The sequence below is a fragment of the Burkholderia sp. IO2 genome, assembly GCF_029522185.1.
Lineage (GTDB): Bacteria > Pseudomonadota > Gammaproteobacteria > Burkholderiales > Burkholderiaceae > Burkholderia > Burkholderia cenocepacia.
This window is the reverse complement of sequence record NZ_JAKWFH010000028.1, coordinates 17,513-43,017: the sequence shown is the minus strand read 5'-3', so window position 1 is coordinate 43,017 and position 25,505 is coordinate 17,513. Positions and strand designations below refer to the sequence as shown.

Here is a 25,505-nt window from a genome sequence, read left to right as displayed (position 1 = left end):
CGGAGTTCCCCATTTTTCTATCGAACCAGTCGAGCCGATAGTCTATTCTGCGACCAGGGTGGCGCCACGAAGTTCCGTAAGCCGTTGTTTCTGATGGGAATCAGTAGACGATTTCGATTTTTGTCGTTTTGGAAGGAAGCCATTTCGTTTCGTGATGCCGATCCGAAAAGTCCTTTACCATACCATTCAGTTCGCTCGGGCCCGGCCGTTGCGGCAGGCTCCATTCAACCCACAAAGTTGGAGTGTCAGATGAACAATAAGAAGAATCGCCGGCCCCGCAGCCGGCTGGTGCTGCATGCGATGCTGGCAGCGTCTCTTCTGGGCGGATCGGGTGCGGCTTTCGCGGATCGCTGGGGGATCCAGGCGGGCGGCGGGTTTTCGGATCGTCACGGGGTCGACAAGGCCGATATCGGCGTGGTGTGGGATCCGGGCTGGAACTGGTGGGAAGTCGGCGGCTGGCACTTCGCGTTCGTCGTCGAAGGGCACGCCGGCTACTGGCACACGGGCGGCAACGTCCACAGCAGCATCGGCGAGTTCGGCGTGACGCCGATGTTCCGCTTCATCAAGAGCAGCGGGCAGATTCGCCCGTTCATCGAGGCGGGCGGCGGCGTCCGGCTCCTGACGCACCCGACGATCTCGGACAATTTCTCGCTGTCGACCGCGTTCCAGTTCGCGCCGACGGGCGGCGTGGGCGTGCAGTTCGGCCAACGGCAACAGTATCAGGTCGGCTACCGTTTTGAACATGTGTCTAACGCGGGTATCAAAGAGCCGAATCCTGGTATAAATTTCCACCAGTTCTACCTGCAGTACAACTTCTGATCCGTACGCCCGTGCAAGGCGGGCGCGTTGCCGAGGAGTCAGGCGATGGCGAAGGTGGTCGATGCGATCCGCGCGCTCGAGCGCGACCGGTTCCGGGCGATGGTGGACGGCGACGGCGAGGCGCTCGACGCGCTGTTGTCGGACAAGGTGTTTTTCGTCCATACCAACGGCAAACGCGAAACCAAGCAGCAGTTCATCGACGCCATCGTCGCCGGCCGCCGCCGCTATCGCCAGATCGAAATCCAGTCGCAGGACGTGCTGCCGGTCGGCGACGAGACCTGCGTCGTCACGGGGCGCGCGTTGATCGAGATGGAAACCAACAACGGCGGCCTCGTGTTCCCGATTGCCTATACGTCCGTCCACACGCACGACCACGGTCGCTGGAGCCTGTTCGCGTGGCAGGCGACGCGGTGCGCGACCGAGGCGTGAGCGCGGGTAACGCGCCTTTTTCATGCCCCGACCGAAGCGGCCTTCTGAGCCGCTTTTTGTTGCCGCGTGCGGCGCGGATCGCGCGTCGCACGGGCGGTCACGCCCCGCTCGCTGACGTTTCAACCCTGCATCGAAGCCCCGCGTTCAGGCCGCCGCGCGGCGATCCGCGCAGTGCCATGCCGAGCGGTTGATCGCGCTGACGACCGCATCGAGCGCCGCACTCGCCGCATCGGCGTGCACGCCGACACCGTGCCGCAGCGGCGCGTCGCCGACCCGGCAGCCGACCGATACCGCGACCCGGCCGTCCGCCGTGCGCGTGGATTCGCACGACGCGATGTCGATCGTGGCGCCGGCGGCGCTCGCGAATGCCGCGGCGAAACGTCGCACGGCGTCGTCGGGCGTCGCGTCGGCGGCGGGCGCCAGCGCGATCTCGCGGTTTTGCCAGCGCGCGCCGATGCCGTGGCGCGCGGCCGGGCCGTCCGTCTCGAAGAATTCGCGCGCGAACAGCGCGCAGATCGTGTCGCCCGTCACTTCCTCGCCCGATGCGTCGGCGAGCGTCTGCACCGCATGGCTGAACTCGATCTGGACGCGGCGCGTCGGCGTGAAGCCCATCCCGCGTTCGAGCAGGAAGGTCGCGCCGCCCTTGCCGGATTGGCTGTTCACGCGGATCACCGCGTCGTAGCTGCGGCCGAGATCCGCCGGGTCGATCGGCAGGTACGGCACTTCCCAGATCGCATCGGGGCGCTGCTGCGCGAAGCCCTTGCGGATCGCGTCCTGGTGCGAGCCGGAAAACGCGGTGAACACGAGGTCGCCCGCGTACGGATGGCGCGGATGCACGGGAATCTGGTTGCAGCGTTCGACGACGCGGCGCACGGCGTCGATGTCGGAGAAGTCAAGGCCCGGGTCGATGCCTTGCGTGTAGAGGTTCAGCGCGAGCGTGACGAGATCGACGTTGCCGGTGCGCTCGCCGTTGCCGAACAGGCAGCCTTCGATGCGGTCGGCGCCCGCGAGCAGCGCGAGTTCGGCCGCCGCGACCGCGGTGCCGCGATCGTTGTGCGGATGCACGGACAGCACGATGCTGTCGCGATACGCGAGGTTGCGGTCCATCCATTCGATCTGGTCGGCGAACACGTTCGGGGTTGCGGCCTCGACGGTGGCCGGCAGGTTGACGATCATCTTGTGGTCGCGGGTCGGGCGCCACGTCTGCGCGACCGCGTCGCAGATCTCGCGCGCGAACGTCAGCTCGGTCATGCTGAAGGTTTCCGGCGAGTACTGGAAGGTCCAGTGCGTCTCCGGGCGCGCGGCCGCGTGTGCCTTGATGATGCGCGTGCCGTCGATCGCGAGCGCCTTCACGTCGTTCTTCGACATGCCGAACACGATGCGGCGGAACGACGGGCAGACCGCGTTGTACAGGTGCACGATCGCGCGCGGCACGCCTTCGAGCGCATCGAACGTACGGGCGATCAGGTCTTCGCGCGACTGCACGAGCACCTCGATCGTCACGTCGTCGGGAATCCGCTTGTCGTCGATCAGCTTGCGGACGAAATCGAAGTCGGTTTGCGACGCCGACGGAAAACCGACTTCGATCTCCTTGAACCCGATGGCGACCAGCATTTCGAAGAACTCGAGCTTCTGCTCGATGCTCATCGGCTCGATCAGCGACTGGTTGCCGTCGCGCAGGTCGGTGCTCATCCACACGGGCGCACGCTCGATGGTGCGGGCCGGCCAGCGGCGGCCATTGAGGCGAACGGGCTCGAACGGACGGTACTTGTCTTGCGGATTGCGCATCATCTTCTGGACCTCGGGTCTCAAGTCGCGAGCGAAGACGGGGCGGCATGGGCGACGGTTGGCGCTGCCTCGCATCCCGGCGCACGATGGCGCCGCAGATGCGGATGATCTTCGCGAATCGGCCGACGGATAGACGGACGAAGGCTGACGACTTCGGGTTGTAAAAACTGCGAGAGGGGTACTGCGAGGAACTGCTGGGAGGACCGTGCGAACAGCACACGGCGCTACGACAGCCTTAGGCTAGTCGTAGCGATAGCGGCCGCGCTAGGCGGCCGGAGGTAATTCGGAGGGTGTTCGGAAAGGAACGCATGACGGCCACTCTATGCCAGGATGCGCTCGCGTGTCAAATGTCGGGATAAAGGGGCAGGTCGTCAGCGCGCGATGCGGGCGATCTGCACAATCGTCGCGACCTGGCGCGCCACGGTGTCGGGCACCGGCACCTCGCCGCGCAGCACGGCGTCCGTCCACTCGGCCGTGGTCGCCGCATCGCGCGACTCGGGCAGTGCGACGGGCGGTGCGGCGGTCGACGAACGCTCGGCCTCGATCAGCGTGTCGCACACGCCGTCATGCAGCCAGTCGACCTGCACCTGGCGCCGCGTGTCGGCCACCGCTTCGCCTTCGGTGCCGCGCGCGAGCAGCGCGCCGCCGAGCGCGGCGTCCGGATGATCGCGGAACAGCTGCGCGAGGCTGTCACGGTACGGCGGGTGCGTGTAGTTGACGAGCCGCAGCCCGGCCGGCGCGAACGGCTGCAGGATCTTCACGAGCGTATGCGTCGAGTTGCGCACGCCGAGCACGCTGCGCATCGACAGCAGGTGCGCGATGCGCGGCGCCAGCACGTCGATCGGCGCGAACGCGACGCGGCGTTCGGCGAGCGTGTCCTCGATCGCATCGTGCGACGTCGACGGCGGGAGCGACAGCGCCGAGAAGATCTCGGCGCTCGTCACGCGGCCCGGATCCTGCTCGACCCCATGCACGAGCACCGGCACGCCTTCGCGCGCGAGCAGCAGCGCGAGCAGCGGCACGAGGTTCGGTTGCTTGCGCGCGCCGTTGTAGCTCGGAATCGACACCGGGCGGAACGCGGCGTCCTGCACGTGCACCGGCTCGAACGACGCCTGCGCGGCGGCGAGCATCGCGGCCAGTTCGTCGGCGGATTCGCCCTTCAGCCGATAGGCGATCAGGATCGCGCCGAGTTCGACGTCCGACACGCGCGCATCGAGCATCGCGCGATAGAGCGCGAACGTGTCCTCGGCGGACAGGGCGCGCGCGCCGTGCGGGCCGCGGCCGATTTCCTTGATGAAGCGGGCGCAAGGGAACGGAGCGGCGGCGGGATCGTGGGAAGCGGTCATCGGAACGTGGGGCGGGCGGCCGGCATCGGGCCGCGCGGTGAGCGGTGAGGAATGCCCCGAGTATCGCACGGGCGCGGGCGCGCATCGTGCCGCGCTACACTCTGGTTCCCGGCGGCGCGCGCACCGGCTGCGCCGCGCCCGTGCCGCTGCCGACCGAATACGACTACGAGAGACATCCCATGAAGCTCTACAGCTATTTCCGCAGTTCCGCGTCGTACCGCGTGCGGATCGCCCTGAACCTCAAGCAGTTGCCGTTCGACTATGCGCCCGTGCACATGCTGCGCGATGGCGGCGAGCAACTGAAGGACGCGTACCGCGCGCTGAATCCGGATGCGGTCGTGCCGACGCTGATCGATGGCGACGCGACGCTGCAGCAGTCGCTCGCGATCATCGAATATCTCGACGAAACCCATCCCGAGCCCGCGCTCCTGCCGAAGCAGCCGGTCGATCGTGCGTACGTGCGCGCGGTCGCGCTGCAGATCGCGTGCGAAATCCACCCGCTCAACAACCTGCGCGTGCTCAAGTACCTGAAGCACACGCTGAAGGTGCCCGAGGACGCAAAGAACGCGTGGTACCGGCACTGGATCGAGGCGGGCTTCGAAACGCTCGAGGCGCGTCTCGCGAACGACCCGCGCACCGGCAAGCTGTGCTTCGGCGACACGCCGACGCTCGCCGACGTGTGCCTCGTGCCGCAGGTGTTCAACGCGAACCGCTTCTCGATCGACACGACGCGCTTCCCGACGATCCAGCGGATCGTCGACCATGCGGCGACGATCGACGCGTTCAAGGCCGCCGAGCCGGGCGCGCAGCCCGACGCGGAATGAGCGCGGCGCGCCCGTGGCGAGCATGATCGGGCGCGCATGAAAAAGGGCGCCCGAAGGCGCCCCGTGCGATGCAGGCCGGCGGCGTTCAGCCGAGCAGCGCGTCCGCGAATTCCACCGCGCTGAACGGCTGCAGGTCCTCGACCTTCTCGCCGACGCCGATGAAGTAGACGGGCACCGGCCGTTGCCGCGCGATCGCGGCGAGAATCCCGCCCTTCGCGGTGCCGTCGAGCTTCGTGACGATCAGGCCGGTCAGGCCCAGCGCGTCGTCGAAGGCCTTCACCTGCGTGAGCGCGTTCTGGCCGGTGTTCGCGTCGATCACCAGCAGCACTTCGTGCGGCGCGCCGTCGTGCGCCTTCGCGATCACGCGCTTCACCTTCTTCAGCTCCTCCATCAGATGCAGCTGCGTCGGCAGGCGGCCGGCCGTGTCGGCCATCATCACGTCGATCTTGCGTGCGCGCGCGGCGCTGACCGCGTCGAAGATCACCGCGGCCGGATCGCCGCTCTCCTGCTGCACGACCGTCACGTTGTTGCGCTCGCCCCAGACCGCCAGCTGTTCGCGCGCGGCCGCGCGGAACGTGTCGCCGGCAGCCAGCAGCACCGACTGGTCGAAGCTCTGCAGGTGCTTCGCGAGCTTGCCGATGCTGGTCGTCTTGCCTGCGCCGTTCACGCCGGTGATCATCATCACGAGCGGCTGCGCGCGGCCGAGCATCAGCGATTTCTCGAGCGGCGTCAGCAGCTCGACGAGCAGGTCGTGCAGCGCAGCCTTCACCTGCTGCGGATCGGTCAGCCGGCCCGCGCGCACCTTTTCGCGCAGCGCGCCGAGCAGGTATTCGGTCGCGTCGACGCCCGCGTCGGACATCAGCAGCGCGGTTTCGAGCTCCTCGTACAGATCCTCGTCGATCTTCGTGTTGACGAAGACGCCGGTGATGCTCGAGCCCGTCTTCGCGAGCCCCGTCTTCAGGCGCGCGAGCCACGACTTCTTCGCGGACGCGTCCTGCAGCGGCGGCGGCACGATCTCGACCGTCTCGACGACTTCGTCGCGGCCGTCGTTGGTCGGCGTGACGGTCATCACGACGGCCGGCGCAGCCGGTTGCGCGGGCGCCGGCGGCACGCTGGCCGCGGGCGGCGCGTCGAGCACGGGCGCGTCGGCGTCGGACGCTTCGTCCGCTTGCTGCGCGTCGGCCGATTGCGATTCCGCCGGATCGGGCTCCTGCGTTTTCTTGAATCGTTTGAAGAAACTGAACATGGTCTGACGTCGGGAAGAGGGCGGGCCGCCGCCGGGAGCGGGGCGCCGGACGGGCCGTTCTGCGTTCGCGCGGGCGCGGCGCACGGCGGCCGAAACCGTGCATTTTATCAGTGCGGCGTGGCGCTCGCGTCAGTGCGCGTCGCCGCTGTGGTAACGTGCGCCTGTTTGGCGGCGCGCCCCTGCGCGTGCCCGGTCCCTCCGTTGTCGATATCCCGTATGTCCCGTTCCTCTTCCGGCCGCCCCGCGGCCTCTCCCGGCCGCGGCAAGCCGCACACGATCCGCATCATCGGCGGCGACTGGAAACGCACGCCGCTCGCGGTGCTCGATCTCGACGGCTTGCGCCCGACCCCCGATCGCGTGCGCGAGACGCTGTTCAACTGGCTCGGCCAGGATCTCGAAGGCCGCCGCTGCCTCGACCTGTTCGCGGGCACCGGCGCGCTCGGCTTCGAGGCCGCGTCGCGCGGCGCGGCGAGCGTCGTGATGGTCGAGCGTCATCCGCGCGCCGCGCAGCAGTTGCGGGCGATCAAGGACAAGCTCGGCGCCCGTTCGGTCGAGATCGCCGAAGCCGATGCGCTGCGGCTCGCGGCCGGCCTGACGCCGGGCGCGTTCGACGTCGTGTTCCTCGATCCGCCGTTCGACGACCTGGCCGCGCTCGAGCGTGCGATCGCGCTGTCGGCGCCGCTCGTCGCGGCGGGTGGCGCGTTGTACGTCGAAACGGGGGCGGAACTCGATCCGGCCGCGCACGACGCGCTCGCAGGCTGGCAGGTGGTGAAGCACGGCAAGGCCGGTGCGGTTCACTATCATTTGCTGCGGCGCGAAAATGATGAATAATGCGCGTTCCATACGAGGCGGCGCGCCGCAAAGGCGACGCATGCCCATCTCGGCAGCGGCGCGTGCATCGCACGGCTGCCATCCCGTTTGCGTGATGACAGGAGGAGCGACATGGTAGTCGCCGTGTATCCCGGTACGTTCGATCCGCTGACGCGCGGGCACGAAGACCTCGTGCGGCGTGCGTCGAGCATTTTTGATACGCTGGTGGTGGGCGTTGCCGACAGCCGCGCGAAAAAGCCGTTTTTCTCGCTCGAGGAACGTCTGACGATTGCGAACGAGGTGCTCGGCCATTACCCGAACGTGAAGGTGATGAGTTTCACCGGCCTCCTGAAGGATTTCGTCCGCGTGAACAATGCGCGCGTGATCGTGCGCGGGCTGCGCGCGGTGTCCGATTTCGAGTATGAGTTCCAGATGGCGGGGATGAACCGCTATCTGCTGCCCGACGTCGAGACGATGTTCATGACGCCGTCCGACCAGTACCAGTTCATCTCGGGGACGATCGTGCGCGAAATCGCGCAATTGGGCGGCGATGTCAGCAAATTCGTGTTTCCGTCCGTCGAGAAATGGCTGACCGAGAAGGTCACCGCGATGGGAGGCCCTGCCGCGTGATGCGGCGCCGGCCGGTTTCGTTGCGAAGCCGGCCGCCGGCCTGAAGAAGTGAGATCAGTATGGCTTTGATGATTACCGACGAGTGCATCAATTGCGACGTGTGCGAGCCCGAGTGCCCGAACGGCGCGATTTCGATGGGCCCGGACATCTACGTGATCGACCCGAACAAGTGCACCGAGTGCGTCGGCCATTTCGACGAACCGCAGTGCCAGCAGGTGTGTCCGGTCGAATGCATTCCGCGCGATCCGCAGCATGACGAATCGCATGCGCAATTGATGGAGAAGTACCACGCGCTGATCGCCGTGAAGGGCGGCGACGCGTCGTGATCCGGCGCTGACGCGCGCTTTGTGTGGCGCGCGCGTCGCGCTTTCAGCCCGGCGCCATTCGGCGCCGGTTCTTCCGTATCAGGCCAGCAGCTCGCGCAACGCCGCGACGAGCGCGTCGCATTCGGCATCGGTGCCGACGGTGATGCGAAGATGCTGGTCGATCCGCGGCAGCCGGAAGTGCCGCACGAAAATTTCCCGTTCCTTCAGCTTCGCCGCGATCGCGCCCGCATCGTGCGCGGGATGGCGCGCGAACACGAAATTCGCGGCCGACGGCACGATCTCGAAGCCGAGTGCGTCGAGCGCCTGCGTGAGCCGCGCCCGGCTGTCGATCACGCGCCGGCAGGTGGCGTTGAAATAGTCGGTGTCTTCGTACGCGGCCTGCGCGGCGACCTGCGCGAGCCGGTCGAGCGGATACGAGTTGAAGCTGTCCTTCACGCGGTTCAACGCGTCGATCAGCGCCGCATCGCCGAACGCGAAGCCGACGCGCATGCCCGCGAGCGAGCGCGCCTTCGACGTCGTATGCACGACGAGCAGATTCGGATGGCGATCGATCAGCGTAATGGCCGACTGCGCGCCGAAATCGACGTACGCTTCGTCGATCACGACGACCGACGACGGATTCGCGGCCGCGATCCGCTCGACGTCCGCGAGCGGCAGCGCGCGCCCGGTCGGTGCATTCGGGTTCGGAAACAGCACGCCGCCGGCGTCGTCGAGATAGTCGTCGACACGGATCGAGAAATCGTCCGCGAGCGGCACGACCGTGGTCTCGACGCCGTACAGGCGCGCGTAGGTCGGATAGAAGCTGTACGTGATGTCGGGGAAGCGCAGCGGCCGGTCGTGCTTGAGCAGCGCCTGGAACGTGTGCGCGAGCACCTCGTCGGAGCCGTTGCCGACGAACACCTGTTCGGGCTTGATGCGGTGATGGGCCGCGACCGTCTCGCGCAGCGCGCGCGCGACCGGGTCCGGATAGCGGCGCAGCGTGTCGCCGGTGCCGCCGAGTTCGCGGGCGATCGCCGCGACGACGCGCGGCGACGGCGGATAGGGATTCTCGTTGGTGTTCAGCTTGACGGGGTGCGCAAGCGCGGGCTGTTCGCCCGGCACGTAAGGCACGAGTTGCTGAACGACGTCGCTCCAGTAACGGCTCACCGCTTGGCTCCTGTCGGGCAAAACGTCGAGATTACCGCATGTGCGCGTCGCGGTGGGGCGGACGAGGCCGCCCGGTTGCGCCGGACGGCCGATGCACCAGGCGGGTGCGACGGGCGTCAGTTGCGATGCAGCTGCATCGTCGCGCGGTCGAGTTCGCCCTTGATGACCATCGGCATCACGGCGAGCGCGCGTTCGATCGATGCGTCGATCACGTCCTGCTCCTCGCGGCGCGGCGGCTTCAGCACGAAGTTCGCGACGTCGGGCTTCGCGCCGGCGCGCGCGCTTTCCGGAATCAGGTCGCGCGGATGGCCGATGCCGATCCGCAGCCGCCAGTATTGCTGCGACGACAGGTGCGCGGTGATGTCCTTGAGGCCGTTGTGGCCGCCGCTGCCGCCACCGAGCTTCAGCTTCACGGTGCCGGGCGGCAGGTCGAGCTCGTCGTGCGCGACGAGGATCTGGTCGGGCAGGATCTTGAAGAATTGCGCGAGCGCGACGACCGACTGGCCGGAGCGGTTCATGTAGGTCTGCGGCTCGAGCAGATGGACTTCCTCGCCATGCAGGCGCGCTTTCGCATAGAAGCCGTGGAAGCGGCGTTCGTCGCGCAGCGTCGTGCCGGCTTCGCGGGCGAGCTGGTCGATCAGCCAGAAGCCGGCGTTGTGGCGCGTCGCGGTGTATTCCGCCCCGGGATTGCCGAGGCCGACGATCAGTTTGATCATGACGTTTCGAAGGCGGCAACGGCCGCCTGGGCGCAGAAAAAGAAAAACCCGCCGGGCAAGCCGCGGCGGGTTGCGTCGACCGTTTCGTGAAACGGATCGAGGGGGCGCGTACGCAGCCGCTTAGGCAGCCGGCGTTTCGCCTTCTGCTGCGTCCGACACGGCGCCAGCCGGGACCGTCGCCGAGGCGACAACCGGGTTTTCCGCGTCGACGTGCGCGACCAGCGTCACGCCCTTCGGCAGTGCGATGTCCTTCGCGTGCAGCGACTGACCGGCTTCGATCTTCGACAGGTCGACTTCGAGGAACTCCGGCAGGGCAGCCGGCAGGCACTCGACTTCGATTTCCGTCGCGACGTGCGAAACGATCGCGCTCGACAGCTTCACGGCCGGGCTGACTTCAGCGTTCAGGAAGTGCAGCGGCACCTTCGTGTGCAGCTTCTTCTTCGCGTCGACGCGCTGGAAGTCCACGTGCAGCACCAGTTGCTTGAACGGGTGGTATTGCACGTCGCGCAGCAGAACCTGTTGCGACTGGCCGGCCACTTCGAGGTCGAGGATCGACGAGTGGAAAGCTTCCTTCTTCAGGGCGTGCCACAGGGCGTTGTGATCGAGTTCGATCTTTTGCGGGGCTGCTTCGCCACCGTAAACGATACCCGTGGTCTTACCGGCGTTGCGCAGGCGGCGGCTCGCACCCGTACCTTGCTGTTGGCGCTCGAAAGCGACGACTTTCATGTGATTCTCCAATGGCTGCCCGCGACCAGGCAGTAAAACGGGGCCATCAAATGGCGGCCCCCGATGAAACGGCCGGGGTTTCGTCTATCCCGTCCGATTGTGCAAAAAGCGAAGCGTCGCCGCTTCGCTTTCTGCGCATGCTTTGTTCAGTCGATTCGCGATCAGGATTCCGCGAACAGCGACATCACCGAATCGCCGCGGCGAATCCGCGAGAACGTTTCGGCCAGCAGGCTCGCGCTCGTCAGCGAGCGGATCTTCGAGCAGGCCAGCGATTCGGCCGACAGCGGAATCGTATCGGTGACGACGAGCTCGTCGAGTGCCGACGCGGCGATGCGATCGGCGGCGCCGCCGGACAGCACCGGATGCGTCGCGTACGCGAACACCTGCTTCGCACCGCGGTCCTTCAGCACTTGCGCGGCCTTGCACAGCGTGCCGGCCGTATCGACCATGTCGTCCATGATCACGCAGGTGCGGCCTTCGACTTCACCGATGATGTTCATCACTTCGGCGACGTTCGCCTTCGGACGACGCTTGTCGATGATCGCGAGATCGCAGTTGAGCTGCTTCGCGAGTGCACGGGCACGCACGACGCCGCCGACGTCCGGCGACACGACGAGCAGATCCGAGTAGTTCTGCTTGCGCAGGTCGCCCAGCAGGATCGGCGTGGCGTAGATGTTGTCGACCGGGATGTCGAAGAAGCCTTGAATCTGGTCGGCGTGCAGATCCATCGTGATGATCCGCTCGACGCCGGCGATTTCCAGCATGTTCGCGATGACCTTCGCCGAGATCGCGACGCGCGCCGAACGCGGGCGGCGATCCTGACGGGCATAGCCGAAGTAGGGGATGGCAGCAGTGATCCGGCCAGCGGATGCGCGCTTGAGCGCATCGACCATGATCATCAGTTCCATCAGGTTGTCGTTCGTCGGTGCGCACGTGGATTGCAGGACGAAGACGTCCTTGCCGCGCACGTTTTCCTGGATCTCGACCTGGATCTCGCCGTCGGAGAAACGGCTGACCATTGCTTTGCCGAGGGGGATACCAAGGATATTGACGACTTCCTGGGCGAGCGCGGGATTCGCGTTGCCAGTAAAGACCATCAGGCCATCATGGCTGTGGCTGCTCATCGTGCACCTGCTTCAGGCTTGGGCGGGAAATGCGGGAAAATTTTTGGCAGGGGAGGAAGGACTCGAACCCTCGCATGCCGGAATCAAAATCCGGTGCCTTGACCAACTTGGCGACTCCCCTACACTTAACTGATAACTTCACCGAACTCGTGTAGGCCGTTCGGCAAAGTAAAACTTCATGACGCGAAAGTGAAGAGCGGATGCTCGTTCAGACTCTCGGCAACTGCGCCATTCCAACTGGCGTGCAGTTTGGCTTTCGCCGCTTCTGCCTCGTGCTTGCTGTGAAACGCTGCAAACACGCTTGCTCCGGAGCCGGTCATCCTCGCGGGGGTCACATCATACAACCATTTGACCACCTGCGCAACTTCCGCGTACTTCCTTGTTACAACTTCCTGCATATCGTTCCGGCCGAAGCTATCTGGCCATCCCGCATCGCTGGTTTGCTGTGCAAGAAAGTCAGCAATTGTGACGGGCTTCGTATCTCTTGTCAACAACTCATCTGAAAATATTTCAGCGGTCGGGACATGAACGCGTGGCGTCACAACCAAGAACCAGCGAGTCGGCAATTGTACCTCAGCTAATTCTTCTCCGATACCCTCTGCGAACGCATTTTTTCCAAAAATAAAAAACGGCACGTCGGCGCCGAGTTTGACCGCGAGCGATTGAAGTTCGGCGCGCGGCAAATCGAGTTGCCACAGGCGGTTCAGCGCGAGCAGCGTCGTCGCCGCGTCGGAGCTGCCGCCGCCGAGGCCGGCGCCCATCGGCAGGATCTTGTCGATCTCGATGTCGACGCCGTGCGCGGTGCCCGTATGCGTTTTCAGCAGGTTGGCCGCGCGCACGACGAGGTCGCTTTCCTCGGGCACGCCGGGCACGTCGGTGACGCGTGCGACGCGGCCGTCGTCGCGCAGCGTGAAGTGCAGCGTGTCGCCCCAGTTCAGCAGCTGGAATACGCTCTGCAGATCGTGATAGCCGTTCGGACGGCGGCCGGTGATGTGCAGGAACAGGTTGAGTTTCGCGGGCGCCAGGCAGTTGCGCAGCGAGCGGGTCGAATCGGTCATGCGGGTATCGGGGCTAGGCGCGCGTGCTCACTGATCGAGCACGAGCTTGATGTCGAGCGGCGGCGTCGCGCGCACGAGGTTGACGCGTTTGACGCCCGTGGCCGGGGCATCCGCGTAGGCAAGGTAGTCGATCGTCCAGCCGTCCTGACGGATCTGCTTGACGCGCGTGCCGTCGGCCGGGTCGCGCACGGTTTCCGCCGGCGTCGCGGGGGCAACGGTCGGCAGCAGCCAGTAGCGCAGGCCCGCGAGCGGCAGCTCGAAGCCGAGCGTTTTCTGCATCAGGTCGCCGACGTCGGGCGCATATTGGGTCGGACGGTTCGGCAATTCGAGCGACGCCGCGCGCGGCGTCGATTTCACGACCGCGAGCGTCTGGCCGAGCGGGCTGCGCAGCTCGAGCGACACGTCGTCGCCGTGCTCCTGCCAGTCGAAGTTGCCGTACACGTTCTGCGGGTTGCCGAGCCGATCGTCGTACCGCACCGCGAAGCGGCCATGGTACGCATGCGTCGCGGCCGTCTGCAGTGCGGCGCCCGTCGACGTGCCGGCCGGCGGCGGCGTGCTCGCGCAGCCGGCGAGCGCGAGCGCCGCGCCGGCCGCGGCCAGCGTGCGCTGCGTGCGGAAGGACAGGGAAAACATCGGGAACATCCGCATCAGAGGCCGTTGATCTGCAGGCGTTTCAGCGTCTGCACGAGCGTTTCATTGTCGGGCTCGAGCTTCTGCGCGGCGCGCCACGCGTTGCGCGCGTCGTCCTGCGCGCCGCTCTTCCACAGCACTTCGCCGAGATGCGCGCCGATTTCGGCGTTCGGCTGCAATTCGTACGCGCGTTGCAGCACTTTCGTCGCGCCGGCCGTGTCGCCCATCCGGTACTTCACCCAGCCGAGGCTGTCCATGATGTACGCGTCGTTCGGCGCGAGCGCCATCGCCTTGTCGATCAGCTTGCTGGCCTCGGGCAGGCGCTGGTTGCGATCGGCGAGCGAATAGCCGAGCGCGTTGTAGGCCTGCGGGTTGTCGGGCTGCGTGCGGATCAGTTCGCGCAACTGCTTTTCCATCGTCGCGTAGTGGCCGGTCTTTTCGGCCGCCATCGCGTAGTCGTAGCGCAGGTCGGGATCGTCCGGGAAGTCCTGGACGGCCTGCCCGAGCCGCGCCTCCGCTTCCGGATAGCGCTTCGCGGTGAACAGGATCGACGCATCGGTGCGCGCCACCACGGCCGCGTCGCGCGGATCCGTGATCGGCAGGTTGTCGAGCACCTTGCGCGCCTCGTCGGTCTTGCCCTGTTTCTGCAGCAGCTGTGCGCGCGTGATCTGCGCGGGCAGGTAGTGCTGGCTCGTCTGGTCGACCTTGTCGAGCCATTGCGACGCCTGCGCGTCGTTGTTCTGGTCGATCGCGATCTGCGCGAGGTAGATGTAGCCCTGGCCGACGTCGAGGTTCGGCTGCTTGTCGCCGAGCTGCACGTACTGCTTCAGGTAGCCGGTCGCCTCGTCGAGTTTCTTCTGCTGGATCTTGATCAGCGCGAGCGCCATCAGCGGCGTCGGATCCTTCGAGTCGAGCTTGCGCATCGTCTCGAACTGCTTCTGCGCGTCATCGAGGCGGTCGTCGGCGAGATAGAGCTGCGACAGTGCGAGCCGCGCGTCACGCGACTTCGGATTCTGCTGAACATATTTCTCGAACGACGCGATGCCCGCCGCGCGTTCCGCCGGCCCCATCTGCGACAGCATCAGCGCCGCCGGCAGGTAGTCGGGGCGGATCTGCAGCGCCTGCTTCAGCGATTGCGCGGCGCCGTCCTTGTCGTCGACCGCGAGCTGCTGCCGCGCGATCGCGAGCTGCGCCTCGGGGCGATTCATGTCGTTCTTCAGCATGTCCTTCAGCACCGCGAGGCCGCCGACGCGGTCGGGGCCGCGTACCAGCAGCGCCTGCAGCGCGAGGATCGCCGGACCGCGCGTGTCGCCGGTCGCGCGGGCCAGCTCGCGCGCGAGCATCGGCTGCGCATCGGCCGGCTTGCCGGCGAGCACCAGCAGCGCGGCGTCGACCTGCGACGCCCGGTTCGAATCCGGTGCGTACTGGCGCCACAGATTCGCGGCGGACAGTGCGTCGGCCGGGCTCTGCGCGCCGAGCGCGATTTCGGTCGCGCGCTGCGCCATGCGCGGGTCGCGCGTGTCGCGGGCCAGCGCGAGGTAGGTCTGGTAGGCCGGTGCCGGCTGGTTGCGCTGAAGCGCGACCTCGGCGGCGAGCACCTGATAGACGATCTGGCTCGTCAGCGGCACAGCGGGGAGATTTTTCTGCTCGTCCGGCATCACATGCTCGAACGCACCCTGCGGCTCCGCGTCGTCCGAGGCCGGATCCTGCGCGTGGGCCGGAAAGGCGGTGAGGGTCCAGGCGGCAAACAGCGCGGCACCGAGTGCACGGCGGACCGGGAAGGCGCGCGCGCCGCGCACGGCGGCGGGGCGCTTCTGAAGCAGCTTCGAGGGCAGGGTCATGGAAATCCGTTCGATGTTTCAACCGATTGTAACGCGCTCGCTACAATACACGCACGATCGTGATAGGGTCCGTTTACCTGTGGAACCCACATGCGAATGCCCGAAATCGCCCGCCTCGCGTGCTGCCAGGCCGGGCGATTTCGGGCATTCCCGTGTTTAATTCGGGGTCGTCGCGAGAACGGCCGTTCTCGTGGCGCCGCATGCGCATTCTTTCTGTAAGCAGACCGTAGCCTCAGACCCGCAAAACATGCCAGAGTTGCCAGAAGTCGAAGTCACGCGCCGGGGCATCGAGCCCTTTGTCGCGGGCCGCCGCGTCGAGCGTGTCGACGTCCGTACCGCGATGCTGCGCTGGCCCGTGCCGGCGGGGCTCGCCGAGCAGTTGCGCGCGCGCGAGGTGCTCGCCGTCGAGCGCCGCGGCAAATATCTGCTGTTCGAGGTCGATGCGGGCTGGTTCATCGTCCACCTCGGGATGACGGGCACGCTGCGCGTGCTGCCCGCGGCCGGCGTGCCGGTCGCCGCGAAGCACGACCACATCGACTGGATCTTCGACGAATTCGTGCTGCGGTTCCGCGATCCGCGCCGCTTCGGCGCCGTGCTGTGGCACCCGCGCGAAGCAGGCGACGTGCATGCGCATCCGCTCCTCGCGAGCCTCGGCGTCGAGCCGTTTTCGCCGGCGTTCACCGGCGCGCTGCTGCATGCGCGCACGCGTGGCCGCACGGTGTCGGTCAAGCAGGCGCTGCTCGCGGGCGACATGGTCGTCGGCGTCGGCAACATCTACGCGTCGGAGAGCCTGTTTCGCGCCGGCATCCGGCCGACGACGGCTGCCGGCAAGGTTTCGCTGCCGCGCTACGAGCGGCTGGCCGACGCGGTGCGCGCGACGCTCGCGGACGCGATCGAGCGCGGCGGCAGCACGTTGCGCGATTTCGTCGGCAGCAACGGCGAAAGCGGCTACTTCCAGCTCGACTGTTTCGTCTACGATCGCGCCAGCCAGCCGTGCCGCGTATGCGGCACGCCGATTCGCCAGATCGTGCAGGGCCAGCGGTCGACCTATTACTGCCCGACGTGCCAGCGTTGAAACCCTTTTCCACAATTCGATAACTTGAAGCCGCCCCGCATCGCCCCCGCTCCGTTCCCCGCCACGCCGCTGCACCGCACGTTCGCCACGCGTCTCGTCGCGTGGCAGCGCGCGCACGGCCGCCATGACCTGCCGTGGCAGAACACCCGCGATCCGTACCGGATCTGGCTGTCGGAAATCATGCTGCAGCAGACGCAGGTATCGACCGTCATTCCGTATTACACGCGCTTTCTCGATCGCTACCCGGACGTCGCCGCGCTCGCGGCCGCGCCGAGCGACGACGTGATGGCGCTGTGGGCGGGCCTTGGCTACTACTCGCGCGCGCGCAACCTGCACCGCTGCGCGCAGGTCGTCGTCGCCGAGCACGGCGGCGCGTTTCCGGCGACGCCCGACGCGCTGGCCGAACTGCCGGGCATCGGCCGCTCGACGGCCGCCGCGATCGCGTCGTTTGCGTACGGTGCGCGCGCGACGATCCTCGACGGCAACGTGAAGCGCGTGCTTGCGCGGGTATTCGGCGTCGAGGGCTTTCCGGGCGAGAAGCGTGTCGAGAACGACATGTGGGCGCTCGCCGAATCGCTGCTGCCCGATGCCGCGAACGCGGCCGACGTGAGCGCGTATACGCAGGGGCTGATGGATCTGGGCGCGACGCTGTGCGTGCGCGGCAAGCCCGACTGCGCGCGCTGCCCGTTCGCCGGCGACTGCGTCGCGCAATCGACCGGCCGCCAGCGCGAACTGCCGGCCGCACGGCCGAAGAAGGCCGTGCCGACGCGCAAGACCTGGATGCTCGTGCTGCGCGATGGCGACGCCGTGTTGCTCGAGCGCCGGCCGCCGACCGGCATCTGGGGCGGACTATGGAGCCTGCCGCAAGCGGACGGCGATGCCGCGCTCGCGGATCTTGCGCGCGGTTTCGGTGGCGGTCGCACGGTGCCGCTCGCGCCGCTCACGCATACGTTCACGCATTTCCGGCTCGAGATCGAGCCGCGGCTGAGTGATCTGGCGGACGGCGGCGGCCTGCCGTCGCAGGCGCGGGACGCGGACACCGCCTGGGTGCCGCTGAGCCGGCTCGACGCGTACGGCGTGCCGGCGCCCGTGCGCAAGCTGCTCGATGCGCTGAGCGGGCCGCTGCTGTAACGAACCGGGGAAAGGTGCGGCGCGGGCGGCGTTCGACAGGGCGGCGGGCCACCGCGCGCGAAAAAGGCATTCGGGCGGGCGATGCGCGACGAATCAGCCGCGATAGTCAAGCCGGGCTTACAGCCAGCCGTGCCGGTCGAGCACGTGGTGCACGGCGTCGATGCGCGCACCGACGTCCGGAAACTCCATCAGCTTCTGTCGCGCGCGCAGGTCGAGCGGCAGCAATTCCGCGAGGCGGTTCGATACCCAGCTCGGATCGTCGAGGCGGAACGGTTCGCCGAACGGCATTTTTTCCGGATCGGATTTCTTCAACGCGTCGATGATGCGCTCGAGCACCTCGGCGCACGAACCGAACTGCGCGAGCGCCTGTTCGCCTTCGAGCGGGATGTCGTCGGGCAGCGGCTCCGCGATGCCGACCAGCAGCCCGTTGCCTTCGACGCGATACGACAGCAGCTCGAAACGCTGCGTGCCGATCGCCTGCAGATACAGCATCCCGAATTCGCCGGTATCGCACTCGGTGATGCGCGCCATGCAGCCGATGGTTTCGGGCACCGACACCGCGCCGTCCTGCGCGACTTCGGGCCCGCTCTTGAGCAGGCACACGCCGAACGGGGCGTCGTCGCGCAGGCACGTGCGGGACATGTCGAGATAGCGCGCCTCGAACACCTTGAGCGGGAGCAGGCCCCCGGGAAACAGCACCGTGTGCAGCGGAAACAACGGCAGGTCGATCAGGGTGGTCGATAGGGAGGACATGGCGCGCGGGCGTTGGGCGGGTGTCGCTAGGGTCGGTCGACCTCGGAGACGAGCCGCGACGACGCGTCGACATCCACTGGCGCGTCACGATGCCGCACGATCACGTTCGCCTCGCGCGCCAGGCGCGCGGCGAGCGTTTCCGCGATGAACACCGAGCGATGCTGGCCGCCCGTGCAGCCGATGGCGACGGTCAGGTAGCTGCGGTTGTCATCGCGGAAGTGCGGCAGCCATTTCATCAGGAACGCATGGATGTCGTCGATCATCTGATGGACGATCGGCAGTGCGTCGAGAAAGGCGATGACCGGCTGGTCGAGCCCGGTGAGCGGGCGCAACTGGTGGTCGTAGTACGGATTCGGCAGCGCGCGCACGTCGAACATCAGGTCGGCGTCGAGCGGCACGCCGCGCTTGAAGCCGAACGATTCGAACATCACCATCAGATCGTTGTTCTTCTGCTCGATGAAGCGCTTGACCCAGGTGCGCAGCGCGTTCGCGCGCAGCGTGCTGGTATCGATCTGGTGGCCGAATTCGGCGAGCGGCGCGACGAGTTCGCGCTCGCGCTCGATCGCTTCCTCGAGCGACGACAGCAGGCCGACATCCGCATCGTGCGACAGCGAACCGGACAGCGGATGGCGGCGGCGCGTTTCGGAGAAGCGCTGGATCAGCGCCTGGGTGCTCGCGTTGAGGAACAGCACGCGCACGTCGTGTTCGCGGGACAGCTCGCGGATCAGGCCGGGCATCTCGTCGAGCGACGCGCTCGAGCGCGCGTCGATCGCGACCGCGAGCCGGCGCTGGCCGTCCTGGGCAAGGTAGCGGGCGAGTTCGGGGAGCACGTGCGGCGGCAGGTTGTCGACGCAGTAATAGCCTGCGTCTTCGAGCGCGTTCAGCGCGACGGACTTGCCTGAGCCGGAGATGCCGGTGATGAGGACGATGCGCATGGGAACGGAGAATCCTGACATTTCATCATAGCACCGGCTCGACGCGTCGGCGTTGCGCGGCCGGCGCGTGCGGGTTACACGAGTTTGCCGGGGAACTGACTGTCGGGATCTTGCATCGCGAGTCGTTGCCGATCCATGAAATCGCGCAACGTGTCGATTCCGCGCAACTGCAGGATCGTGTTCCGGACGGCCGCCTCGACGAGCACCGCGAGGTTGCGGCCGGCCGCGACCTGGATCGTGACCTTGCTGATCGGCAAGCCGAGCACGTCGACGGTCTGGCTTTCGAGCGGCAGGCGCTGGAATTCGCCGTCGGGGCGCCGCACGAGCTGAACGATCAGCTTCAGCTTCATTTTCCGCCGCACGGCGGTTTCGCCGAAGATCGTCTTGATGTCGAGCAGGCCGAGGCCGCGCACTTCGAGCAGGTTTTGCAGCAACGGCGGGCAGCGCCCTTCGACGAAATCGGGGCCAAGACGGACGAAATCGACCGCGTCGTCGGCGACGAGGCCGTGGCCGCGGCTGATCAGCTCGAGGCCGAGCTCGCTCTTGCCGAGGCCCGAATCGCCGGTCAGCAGCACGCCCATCCCGAGGATGTCGAGGAACACGCCGTGCAGCGTCGCGCGCGGCGCGAGGATGCGCGACATGTAGAGCCGCAGGCTGTCGATCACCGCGGCGGCCGACATCGGCGTCGTGAACAGCGGAGTGGACGAGCGCGTGCAGCGCAGCACCAGTTCGGGCGGCGCCGCGGCGCCGCCGGCGACGACGAGGAACGGCGGTTCGAGCGCGATCAGCTCGGCCATGTGGCGCGAACGGTCTTCGTCGGTCTGGCGCTGGTAGTAGTCGATTTCGGCTTCGCCGAGCACCTGGATCCGGTTCGGGTGGATCAGGTTCAGGTGGCCGACGAGGTCGGCGCTCGACGTGGCGTTGCCGACCGTGTCGGCCGAAAAGCCGCGTTCCCAGCCTTCATGCCCCGTCAGCCAGCTCAGTTTCAGCGTGGCTGCGTTGTCGTCGAAGATGCTCTGGGCGTTGATGCTGGACGTATCCATGACTCTCGTCACTCCAATGGGCCGGTGCGGGCGCGCGGCGACGGACGTCGCCATGCCGGGCCGGCGCCGGGCGGCCCTGGACGGCGGCGTGGGCCGCCTCGTACGGGGAAATATTCCGCCCGGAACAACTCAAGGTTGCCACTGAGTGAGCAGGCGATGCAACTCGGCGATATCCGTTTCGTTGTGCAGACGCTCGCGGGCGTCGCGATCGGACAGCAGTTGCGCGATTTCCGACAGGATCTCGAGGTGCTGCTGGGTGGCTTGCTCGGGAACGAGCAGGAAGATCAGGAGGCCGACCGGCTGGCCGTCGGGCGCTTCGAACGGGATCGCATCGGCGAGGCGGACGAACGCGGCGAGCGGGTGCTTGAGGCCCTTGATGCGGCCGTGCGGAATCGCGACACCTTCGCCGAGCCCGGTCGAACCGAGGCGCTCGCGCGCGAACAGGTTGTCCGTGACGGTGCTGCGGGCGATGCCGTTCTGATTCTCGAACATCAGCCCGGCTTGTTCGAAGACGCGTTTCTTGCTGGTGACGGAGAGGTCGATGACGACGTTCTCTATGGGCAGGATTTTGGCTAGGCGATTCATGTTGGCAGGCGATTGGGCGGCCTGGGGTCTCCTTGCGGCGGCGGACTGATTTTCCATGTTCGGCGATATCAAGGCATGTGGCATCGGCAACCTGCAGCGCAGCTACCGCATCCAACGCCCCCCGGCGATAACCGGAACATTATAGAGCACAGCCGCGTGCGTGGCGCAGCACGGACGGACCGGTTGCACCTTCGCGCGGAGTCACAAAAAAAACGCCCGGCGAACCGGGCGGCGTGCGTGTTGCGGTGACGGTTATTGCGGCGGCAGCTCGATCTGGTCGATCGACGGCTGAAGCTTGATCGGGTCGTGCGCGTGCGTTTGCAGGCGCTCCATGTGCTTGACGACCTGGCGATCCAGCTTGTCGATCAGCAGATCGATCGCGGCATACAGGTTGCCGTTCGCGCTTTCGACGAAGATGTCCTTGCCCTTCAGGTGCAGGTTGATTTCCGCGCGCTGCTGCTTGTCCTTTTCCTTGTGGTTGTCGACCGAGAGGATCACAGTGCCATCGATCACCTGATCGCTATGCCGTAGCACCCGGTCCAGCTTGGTGATCACGTATTCGCGAATCGCAGGCGTGACTTCGAGATGATGTCCACTGATCTTCAGGTTCATAGTGCTTCTCCAAGCGAGTGGCCACCCGGCCGCATCGAGGCGGCGCTCCGGTCGACTTGCCCGTGCCGCACGAAGCGGCGTATCGCGGACAGATCGTCCGGCCTGTTCCCCGTGTGCGCGGTGGCCGGGACACGCCTGCCGCCGGGCAGGCAGCAGGCTTAAAGAGACTTGCGCAGATTCACTGCCGGGATCTTGAGGGCTTCGCGATATTTCGCAACCGTGCGGCGCGCGACCACGAAACCCTGTTCTGCCAGCAGCTCGGCAATGCGGCTGTCCGAAAGTGGCGATTTTGGGTCTTCAGCTCCTATCAGTTGCTTGATGAGGGCTCGGATGGCGGTCGACGAGGCGGCGCCACCGGTGTCGGTCGAGACGTGAGATCCGAAGAAGTACTTAAATTCAAGCGTCCCGAACGGGGTCAGCATGTACTTCCCGGTTGTCACACGGCTGACAGTCGACTCGTGTAGGCCCAGCGTATCAGCTATTTCCCGCAAAACCAAGGGGCGCATGGCAATTTCACCGTGCGCAAAGAAATTCTTCTGACGCTCGACAATAGCCTGCGCGACACGCAGGATCGTGTCGAATCGCTGCTGGATATTCTTGATCAGCCAGCGCGCTTCCTGGAGCTGCTGTTTCAGCGATCCGGCCGACGGATCGCCGCGGCTGTTGCGCAGGATGTTCGCGTACAGGTTGTTGATCCGCAGGCGCGGCACGACTTCCGGATTGAGCTCCGCGAGCCAGCCCTGGCCGGCCTTCTTCACGATGATGTCGGGCACGACGTAGTCGGCCTCGGCCTTGCCGTATGCGGCGCCGGGGAACGGCTCCAGCGAGCGGATCAGTGCGTGCGCGTCGCGCAGCGCGTCGTCGCTCGCCTTCAGGTGCTTGCGCAACCGTGTGAAGTCGCGTGCGGCGAGCAGTTCGAGGTGCTGCGACACGATCTCGAGCGCGAGCGTGCGCGTCGGGGACGGATCGAGACGCAGCAGCTGCAGCTTCAGGCATTCGGACGCCGAGCGCGCGCCGACGCCGGCCGGGTCGAAGCTGTGCAGCAGCGCGAGCGCCGCGTTCAGTTCGTCGCAGTCGATTTCCAGTTCGGGCGGCAGGTCGGCGAGCACTTCGTCGAGCGTGGCGGTCAGGTAGCCGTCGTCGTCGAGCGATTCGATCAGGAACATCACGAGCGCGCGATCGCGCGGGCCGGCCTGCGTGACGCGCAACTGCGCGGCGAGGTGGTCGCGCAGCGACGTCGCGGCTTCCTGCACCTGCAGCGGCGGCAGGTCGTCGTCGTCGGACGCGCCGCTCGAGCGGCCGTATTCGTCGAGGTTCCACTGCGGGCCGTCGTTGCCGTCGCCGGACCCGTAGCCGTCGTATTCGTCGGCGCCGGCCGGCTCGTCGCGCTCCGCGCGATCGCTGGACGGGCTGCTGCCGTTGGTCGCGGCGGGCTCGGTGTTCTGTGCGGGCGGCGTCTGCGCGATCAGCGATCCGTCCGCCGCGACGCGCAGCGGGCTCGCGATCCATTCGTCGTCGTTCTCGAGCAGCGGGTTCTGCGCGACGGCCATCGCGACTTCCTGCTGCAGTTCGAGCGTCGACAACTGCAGGAGCCGGATCGACTGCTGCAGCTGAGGCGTCAGCGCAAGATGTTGCGACAGGCGGAGTTGAAGGCTGGCTTTCATGGCAAGGAGGGAGTCATACCGGCAGTTTGCCACGACCCAGGCGCATTGAGCCATCCGCGATTACGCGCGGCGCGCCGCCCGGCCGCGGGCATGCCCGCGGGCGTGGATGCAAAGCGGGGCGCAGCCCCGCGCGGCGATGCCGGGCGGGGTGCAGCCAGCCACGAGGAGGACGTTACATGCGGAAGTGTTCGCCGAGGTACACGCGGCGCACGCTTTCGTTTTCGATGATTTCGCTCGGCGCGCCGGCGGCCAGCACCGAACCGTCGCTGATGATGTACGCGTGGTCGCAGATGCCGAGCGTTTCGCGGACGTTGTGGTCCGTGATCAGCACGCCGATGTTGCGCTGTTTCAGGAACTTGACGATCTTCTGGATCTCGAGCACCGCGATCGGATCGACGCCGGCGAACGGTTCGTCGAGCAGGATGAAGCTCGGGTTGGTCGCGAGCGCGCGCGCGATCTCGACGCGGCGCCGTTCGCCGCCCGACAGCGACAGCGCGGGGTTCTCGCGCAGGTGGCCGATCTGCAGCTCGTCGAGCAGCGCTTCGGTACGCGACGAGATCGCGTCCTTCGACAGCCGCTTGCCGTCCTCGTCGTGCTGCAGCTCGAGCACCGCGCGGATGTTTTCCTCGACGGTCAGCTTGCGGAACACCGACGCTTCCTGCGGCAGGTACGACAGGCCGAGCGACGCGCGCTTGTGGATCGGCAGCAGGCTGATCGAGCTGCCGTTCAGCGTGATTTCGCCCGCGTCCGTCGGCACGAGGCCGACGATCATGTAGAACGACGTGGTCTTGCCGGCGCCGTTCGGGCCGAGCAGGCCGACGACTTCGCCGCTCTTCACGTCGAGCGACACGTCCTTGACGACCGTGCGTGAGCCGTAGCGCTTCTTCAGGTTGCGCACGACGAGCGAGCTCGTCGTGCCGGCCGGCTGGCGGTTCGGAAGCGCGTTCATTGGCCCGGCGCTCCCTGGATCGTGGTCGACGGCGACAGCTTGGCCGGCGCCCCGTTCAGCGGCGCGGGGCCGCCGTTCTTCGGCGACAGCATCGCGCGCACGCGGCCGTTCGGGTTGCCCGGCGCCGCGACGTCCTTGCCGCCCTTCGCGGTGTAGAAGTCGCGCTGGCCGTCGTACGTGATCACGCTGCCGTGCACGGTATCGGCGACCGTCGACGTGCCCTGCAGGCGGCGCACGGTCGCGGCGGTGGTCAGCGTGGTGAGATCCTGCTTGCCGTCGTAGTCGATGCGCTCGGCGTCGCCGTCGATGTATTCGTCGAGGCCTTCGCGCTTCTGGCGGAACGTCGCGTGCTTCTTGCCGCTGCCGAACGACGTCGCGTACTGATAGCCTTCCGGGTCCTGGCGCACTTCGACGCGATCGCCCTTGATGATGATCGTGCCCTTCGTGATCACGACGTTGCCGGTCGCGACCGTGACCTGCTTCAGATCGTCATAGGTCAGGTTGTCGGCCTCGACGTTGATCGGCTTGTTCTGGTCGGCCTTCTCGGCATGGGCGAGCGGCGCCAGCCCGACGAGCGGGAGCGCCACGAGCGTCGCGGCGAGCGCGGCGCGGACGGCGCGCGCAGCGCCGCCGGAAATCTGTCGAGGGAACGGTTCGTTCATGCAGTCACGTGAGGGATGCGTCACCTGGGTTGACCTTTCGAGCCGCCGGACGTGTCCGCCGCGGCGATCGTGCCGCGCACGTTGCCGTAGAGCTCGATGACCCGGGTGACGTTGTTGTACTTCATGCCGTCGGTCGCGTTGACGAGCGACAGGCCGCGCTGAAGTTTAACCGGCTTTTCGGTCTGGATCACATCGTCATTGACGAAGATCCGGAAATGCTGGGAATCGGCCTGCATCTGCGGATCGCCGCCGCCGGCCGCGCGCAGGATGCGCGCATCGTCGTACAAATCGACGATCGACACGTCGCCGTTGACGGTGCCGCGCTTCGCGGTGGTCGTCACGACCGGCTTGCCGGGCTGGAACGCGCGCATGGCCGGATCGGTCAGGTCGCTGCCTTCGGTGTCTTCGTAATGGACCAGCTTCGCGGCCGTCAGCCGGTACTGGGTCGTGCCGGTCTGGTCGAGCTCGGTGACCGAGAAGTTGTCGGCGAAATAGTCGGGCGTATGGCGCTTCGGCTGCACGGCGCCCTCGCCGGGCGGCGGCAGCGTGGCCTGCAGCAGCCACCACGTGACGCCCGCGAGCGCGGCGACCGCGACGAGCGGCAGCATCTGGGTCCAGCGGAAATGCGTGCTCATCG

27 protein-coding genes and 1 tRNA gene are annotated in these 25,505 nt (G+C 66.8%); 8 read left to right on the top strand and 20 right to left on the bottom strand.

Going from position 1 to position 25,505, the window contains the following annotated elements; genetic code table 11:
• The first annotated feature begins 249 nt into the window (after positions 1–249).
• Both pagL and MMB92_RS19185 read left to right on the top strand, forming a co-directional pair.
• Positions 250–819, top strand: a complete 570-nt coding sequence (gene pagL / locus MMB92_RS19190) for a lipid A 3-O-deacylase PagL (protein ID WP_006483740.1) — start codon at positions 250–252, stop codon at positions 817–819.
• A 45-nt stretch (positions 820–864) separates the two neighbouring features.
• Positions 865–1,248, top strand: a complete 384-nt coding sequence (locus tag MMB92_RS19185; RefSeq protein WP_006483747.1) for a nuclear transport factor 2 family protein — start codon at positions 865–867, stop codon at positions 1,246–1,248.
• A 144-nt stretch (positions 1,249–1,392) separates the two neighbouring features.
• On the opposite strand, the gene leuA is transcribed toward MMB92_RS19185, so the two are convergent.
• Together leuA and ybiB are read right to left on the bottom strand one after the other, a co-directional pair.
• Positions 1,393–3,039: a 2-isopropylmalate synthase gene (leuA, locus tag MMB92_RS19180; RefSeq protein WP_006499025.1), complete on the bottom strand. Its 1,647-nt coding sequence runs from the start codon at positions 3,037–3,039 to the stop codon at positions 1,393–1,395.
• A gap of 368 nt (positions 3,040–3,407) precedes the next feature.
• Positions 3,408–4,382 carry a DNA-binding protein YbiB gene (ybiB, locus tag MMB92_RS19175; protein WP_205672180.1) on the bottom strand — a complete coding sequence of 325 codons (975 nt, stop codon included), beginning with the start codon at positions 4,380–4,382 and terminating at the stop codon, positions 3,408–3,410.
• 179 nt (positions 4,383–4,561) lie between these two features.
• Between ybiB and maiA the strand changes: the two genes are divergently transcribed.
• Entirely contained in the window at positions 4,562–5,206 is a 645-nt protein-coding gene (maiA, locus tag MMB92_RS19170) for a maleylacetoacetate isomerase (RefSeq protein WP_006499022.1), read from the top strand.
• Positions 5,207–5,291: 85 nt separating this feature from the next.
• Here the strand turns inward: maiA and ftsY are convergent, their stop codons facing one another.
• Entirely contained in the window at positions 5,292–6,452 is a 1,161-nt protein-coding gene (gene ftsY / locus MMB92_RS19165) for a signal recognition particle-docking protein FtsY (protein ID WP_006483736.1), read from the bottom strand.
• A gap of 216 nt (positions 6,453–6,668) precedes the next feature.
• Here ftsY and rsmD point away from each other — a divergent pair, with 216 nt between their 5' ends.
• The 3 genes from rsmD to MMB92_RS19150 all read left to right on the top strand — a co-directional run bounded on the left by rsmD (position 6,669) and on the right by MMB92_RS19150 (position 8,218).
• Positions 6,669–7,283: a 16S rRNA (guanine(966)-N(2))-methyltransferase RsmD gene (rsmD, locus tag MMB92_RS19160; protein WP_006483748.1), complete on the top strand. Its 615-nt coding sequence runs from the start codon at positions 6,669–6,671 to the stop codon at positions 7,281–7,283.
• Between the two features lie 111 nt (positions 7,284–7,394).
• On the top strand, positions 7,395–7,892 hold the full coding sequence (coaD, locus tag MMB92_RS19155) for a pantetheine-phosphate adenylyltransferase (protein WP_006477773.1): 498 nt from the start codon (positions 7,395–7,397) through the stop codon (positions 7,890–7,892).
• Positions 7,893–7,951: 59 nt separating this feature from the next.
• Complete coding sequence (locus MMB92_RS19150; RefSeq protein ID WP_043206196.1) at positions 7,952–8,218, top strand: YfhL family 4Fe-4S dicluster ferredoxin; 267 nt, start codon at positions 7,952–7,954, stop codon at positions 8,216–8,218.
• 78 nt (positions 8,219–8,296) lie between these two features.
• On the opposite strand, the gene hisC is transcribed toward MMB92_RS19150, so the two are convergent.
• The 8 genes from hisC to MMB92_RS19110 all read right to left on the bottom strand — a co-directional run bounded on the left by hisC (position 8,297) and on the right by MMB92_RS19110 (position 15,459).
• On the bottom strand, positions 8,297–9,364 hold the full coding sequence (gene hisC / locus MMB92_RS19145; protein ID WP_034201349.1) for a histidinol-phosphate transaminase: 1,068 nt from the start codon (positions 9,362–9,364) through the stop codon (positions 8,297–8,299).
• 116 nt (positions 9,365–9,480) lie between these two features.
• A complete protein-coding gene (gene pth, locus MMB92_RS19140) occupies positions 9,481–10,080 on the bottom strand; it encodes an aminoacyl-tRNA hydrolase (RefSeq protein ID WP_034201350.1) in 600 nt (199 codons plus the stop codon).
• A gap of 120 nt (positions 10,081–10,200) precedes the next feature.
• Entirely contained in the window at positions 10,201–10,806 is a 606-nt protein-coding gene (locus MMB92_RS19135) for a 50S ribosomal protein L25/general stress protein Ctc (RefSeq protein ID WP_006483734.1), read from the bottom strand.
• Between the two features lie 161 nt (positions 10,807–10,967).
• Positions 10,968–11,930 carry a ribose-phosphate pyrophosphokinase gene (locus tag MMB92_RS19130; protein ID WP_006483739.1) on the bottom strand — a complete coding sequence of 321 codons (963 nt, stop codon included), beginning with the start codon at positions 11,928–11,930 and terminating at the stop codon, positions 10,968–10,970.
• Between the two features lie 44 nt (positions 11,931–11,974).
• A tRNA-Gln gene (locus MMB92_RS19125) sits at positions 11,975–12,051 on the bottom strand.
• 55 nt (positions 12,052–12,106) lie between these two features.
• Positions 12,107–12,988 carry a 4-(cytidine 5'-diphospho)-2-C-methyl-D-erythritol kinase gene (gene ispE / locus MMB92_RS19120; RefSeq protein ID WP_058901819.1) on the bottom strand — a complete coding sequence of 294 codons (882 nt, stop codon included), beginning with the start codon at positions 12,986–12,988 and terminating at the stop codon, positions 12,107–12,109.
• A gap of 27 nt (positions 12,989–13,015) precedes the next feature.
• Complete coding sequence (lolB, locus tag MMB92_RS19115) at positions 13,016–13,636, bottom strand: lipoprotein insertase outer membrane protein LolB (RefSeq protein ID WP_020979425.1); 621 nt, start codon at positions 13,634–13,636, stop codon at positions 13,016–13,018.
• Positions 13,636–15,459 carry a tetratricopeptide repeat protein gene (locus MMB92_RS19110; RefSeq protein WP_006483151.1) on the bottom strand — a complete coding sequence of 608 codons (1,824 nt, stop codon included), beginning with the start codon at positions 15,457–15,459 and terminating at the stop codon, positions 13,636–13,638. Before MMB92_RS19110 ends, lolB begins: the two co-directional genes overlap by 1 nt.
• A 247-nt stretch (positions 15,460–15,706) precedes the next feature.
• On the opposite strand from MMB92_RS19110, the gene mutM reads away from it, so the two are divergent.
• Both mutM and mutY read left to right on the top strand, forming a co-directional pair.
• On the top strand, positions 15,707–16,534 hold the full coding sequence (mutM, locus tag MMB92_RS19105; protein ID WP_058901818.1) for a bifunctional DNA-formamidopyrimidine glycosylase/DNA-(apurinic or apyrimidinic site) lyase: 828 nt from the start codon (positions 15,707–15,709) through the stop codon (positions 16,532–16,534).
• Between the two features lie 24 nt (positions 16,535–16,558).
• Positions 16,559–17,665, top strand: a complete 1,107-nt coding sequence (mutY, locus tag MMB92_RS19100; RefSeq protein WP_048986777.1) for an A/G-specific adenine glycosylase — start codon at positions 16,559–16,561, stop codon at positions 17,663–17,665.
• A 117-nt stretch (positions 17,666–17,782) separates the two neighbouring features.
• On the opposite strand, the gene MMB92_RS19095 is transcribed toward mutY, so the two are convergent.
• The 9 genes from MMB92_RS19095 to lptC all read right to left on the bottom strand — a co-directional run bounded on the left by MMB92_RS19095 (position 17,783) and on the right by lptC (position 25,503).
• A complete protein-coding gene (locus MMB92_RS19095; protein WP_006483137.1) occupies positions 17,783–18,418 on the bottom strand; it encodes an LON peptidase substrate-binding domain-containing protein in 636 nt (211 codons plus the stop codon).
• A gap of 26 nt (positions 18,419–18,444) precedes the next feature.
• Positions 18,445–19,353, bottom strand: coding sequence for an RNase adapter RapZ (rapZ, locus tag MMB92_RS19090; RefSeq protein ID WP_006483144.1), 909 nt, complete (start codon positions 19,351–19,353; stop codon positions 18,445–18,447).
• Between the two features lie 74 nt (positions 19,354–19,427).
• Complete coding sequence (hprK, locus tag MMB92_RS19085; protein WP_006483133.1) at positions 19,428–20,396, bottom strand: HPr(Ser) kinase/phosphatase; 969 nt, start codon at positions 20,394–20,396, stop codon at positions 19,428–19,430.
• A gap of 129 nt (positions 20,397–20,525) precedes the next feature.
• Entirely contained in the window at positions 20,526–21,038 is a 513-nt protein-coding gene (locus tag MMB92_RS19080) for a PTS sugar transporter subunit IIA (protein WP_034195643.1), read from the bottom strand.
• Positions 21,039–21,233: 195 nt separating this feature from the next.
• Positions 21,234–21,593, bottom strand: a complete 360-nt coding sequence (gene raiA / locus MMB92_RS19075; protein WP_006477786.1) for a ribosome-associated translation inhibitor RaiA — start codon at positions 21,591–21,593, stop codon at positions 21,234–21,236.
• 158 nt (positions 21,594–21,751) lie between these two features.
• The gene (locus MMB92_RS19070; RefSeq protein ID WP_006483132.1) at positions 21,752–23,257 is read right to left on the bottom strand and encodes an RNA polymerase factor sigma-54; all 1,506 of its coding nucleotides are present in this window, start codon (positions 23,255–23,257) and stop codon (positions 21,752–21,754) included.
• A 172-nt stretch (positions 23,258–23,429) separates the two neighbouring features.
• Positions 23,430–24,206: an LPS export ABC transporter ATP-binding protein gene (lptB, locus tag MMB92_RS19065; protein ID WP_006483143.1), complete on the bottom strand. Its 777-nt coding sequence runs from the start codon at positions 24,204–24,206 to the stop codon at positions 23,430–23,432.
• On the bottom strand, positions 24,203–24,868 hold the full coding sequence (gene lptA, locus MMB92_RS19060; RefSeq protein WP_006483139.1) for a lipopolysaccharide transport periplasmic protein LptA: 666 nt from the start codon (positions 24,866–24,868) through the stop codon (positions 24,203–24,205). Before lptA ends, lptB begins: the two co-directional genes overlap by 4 nt.
• A 20-nt stretch (positions 24,869–24,888) precedes the next feature.
• Positions 24,889–25,503, bottom strand: coding sequence for an LPS export ABC transporter periplasmic protein LptC (lptC, locus tag MMB92_RS19055; protein ID WP_006483145.1), 615 nt, complete (start codon positions 25,501–25,503; stop codon positions 24,889–24,891).
• Positions 25,504–25,505 lie beyond the last annotated feature (2 nt).

Coding starts and splice junctions, on each gene's coding strand:
- pagL (WP_006483740.1), top strand. CDS start 250: ATGAACAATAAGAAGAATCGCCGGCCCCGCAGCCGGCTGGTGCTGCAT.
- MMB92_RS19185 (WP_006483747.1), top strand. CDS start 865: ATGGCGAAGGTGGTCGATGCGATCCGCGCGCTCGAGCGCGACCGGTTC.
- leuA (WP_006499025.1), bottom strand. CDS start 3,039: ATGATGCGCAATCCGCAAGACAAGTACCGTCCGTTCGAGCCCGTTCGC.
- ybiB (WP_205672180.1), bottom strand. CDS start 4,382: ATGACCGCTTCCCACGATCCCGCCGCCGCTCCGTTCCCTTGCGCCCGC.
- maiA (WP_006499022.1), top strand. CDS start 4,562: ATGAAGCTCTACAGCTATTTCCGCAGTTCCGCGTCGTACCGCGTGCGG.
- ftsY (WP_006483736.1), bottom strand. CDS start 6,452: ATGTTCAGTTTCTTCAAACGATTCAAGAAAACGCAGGAGCCCGATCCG.
- rsmD (WP_006483748.1), top strand. CDS start 6,669: ATGTCCCGTTCCTCTTCCGGCCGCCCCGCGGCCTCTCCCGGCCGCGGC.
- coaD (WP_006477773.1), top strand. CDS start 7,395: ATGGTAGTCGCCGTGTATCCCGGTACGTTCGATCCGCTGACGCGCGGG.
- MMB92_RS19150 (WP_043206196.1), top strand. CDS start 7,952: ATGGCTTTGATGATTACCGACGAGTGCATCAATTGCGACGTGTGCGAG.
- pth (WP_034201350.1), bottom strand. CDS start 10,080: ATGATCAAACTGATCGTCGGCCTCGGCAATCCCGGGGCGGAATACACC.
- MMB92_RS19135 (WP_006483734.1), bottom strand. CDS start 10,806: ATGAAAGTCGTCGCTTTCGAGCGCCAACAGCAAGGTACGGGTGCGAGC.
- MMB92_RS19130 (WP_006483739.1), bottom strand. CDS start 11,930: ATGAGCAGCCACAGCCATGATGGCCTGATGGTCTTTACTGGCAACGCG.
- ispE (WP_058901819.1), bottom strand. CDS start 12,988: ATGACCGATTCGACCCGCTCGCTGCGCAACTGCCTGGCGCCCGCGAAA.
- lolB (WP_020979425.1), bottom strand. CDS start 13,636: ATGCGGATGTTCCCGATGTTTTCCCTGTCCTTCCGCACGCAGCGCACG.
- MMB92_RS19110 (WP_006483151.1), bottom strand. CDS start 15,459: ATGACCCTGCCCTCGAAGCTGCTTCAGAAGCGCCCCGCCGCCGTGCGC.
- mutM (WP_058901818.1), top strand. CDS start 15,707: ATGCCAGAGTTGCCAGAAGTCGAAGTCACGCGCCGGGGCATCGAGCCC.
- MMB92_RS19095 (WP_006483137.1), bottom strand. CDS start 18,418: ATGTCCTCCCTATCGACCACCCTGATCGACCTGCCGTTGTTTCCGCTG.
- rapZ (WP_006483144.1), bottom strand. CDS start 19,353: ATGCGCATCGTCCTCATCACCGGCATCTCCGGCTCAGGCAAGTCCGTC.
- hprK (WP_006483133.1), bottom strand. CDS start 20,396: ATGGATACGTCCAGCATCAACGCCCAGAGCATCTTCGACGACAACGCA.
- MMB92_RS19080 (WP_034195643.1), bottom strand. CDS start 21,038: ATGGAAAATCAGTCCGCCGCCGCAAGGAGACCCCAGGCCGCCCAATCG.
- raiA (WP_006477786.1), bottom strand. CDS start 21,593: ATGAACCTGAAGATCAGTGGACATCATCTCGAAGTCACGCCTGCGATT.
- MMB92_RS19070 (WP_006483132.1), bottom strand. CDS start 23,257: ATGAAAGCCAGCCTTCAACTCCGCCTGTCGCAACATCTTGCGCTGACG.
- lptB (WP_006483143.1), bottom strand. CDS start 24,206: ATGAACGCGCTTCCGAACCGCCAGCCGGCCGGCACGACGAGCTCGCTC.
- lptA (WP_006483139.1), bottom strand. CDS start 24,868: ATGAACGAACCGTTCCCTCGACAGATTTCCGGCGGCGCTGCGCGCGCC.
- lptC (WP_006483145.1), bottom strand. CDS start 25,503: ATGAGCACGCATTTCCGCTGGACCCAGATGCTGCCGCTCGTCGCGGTC.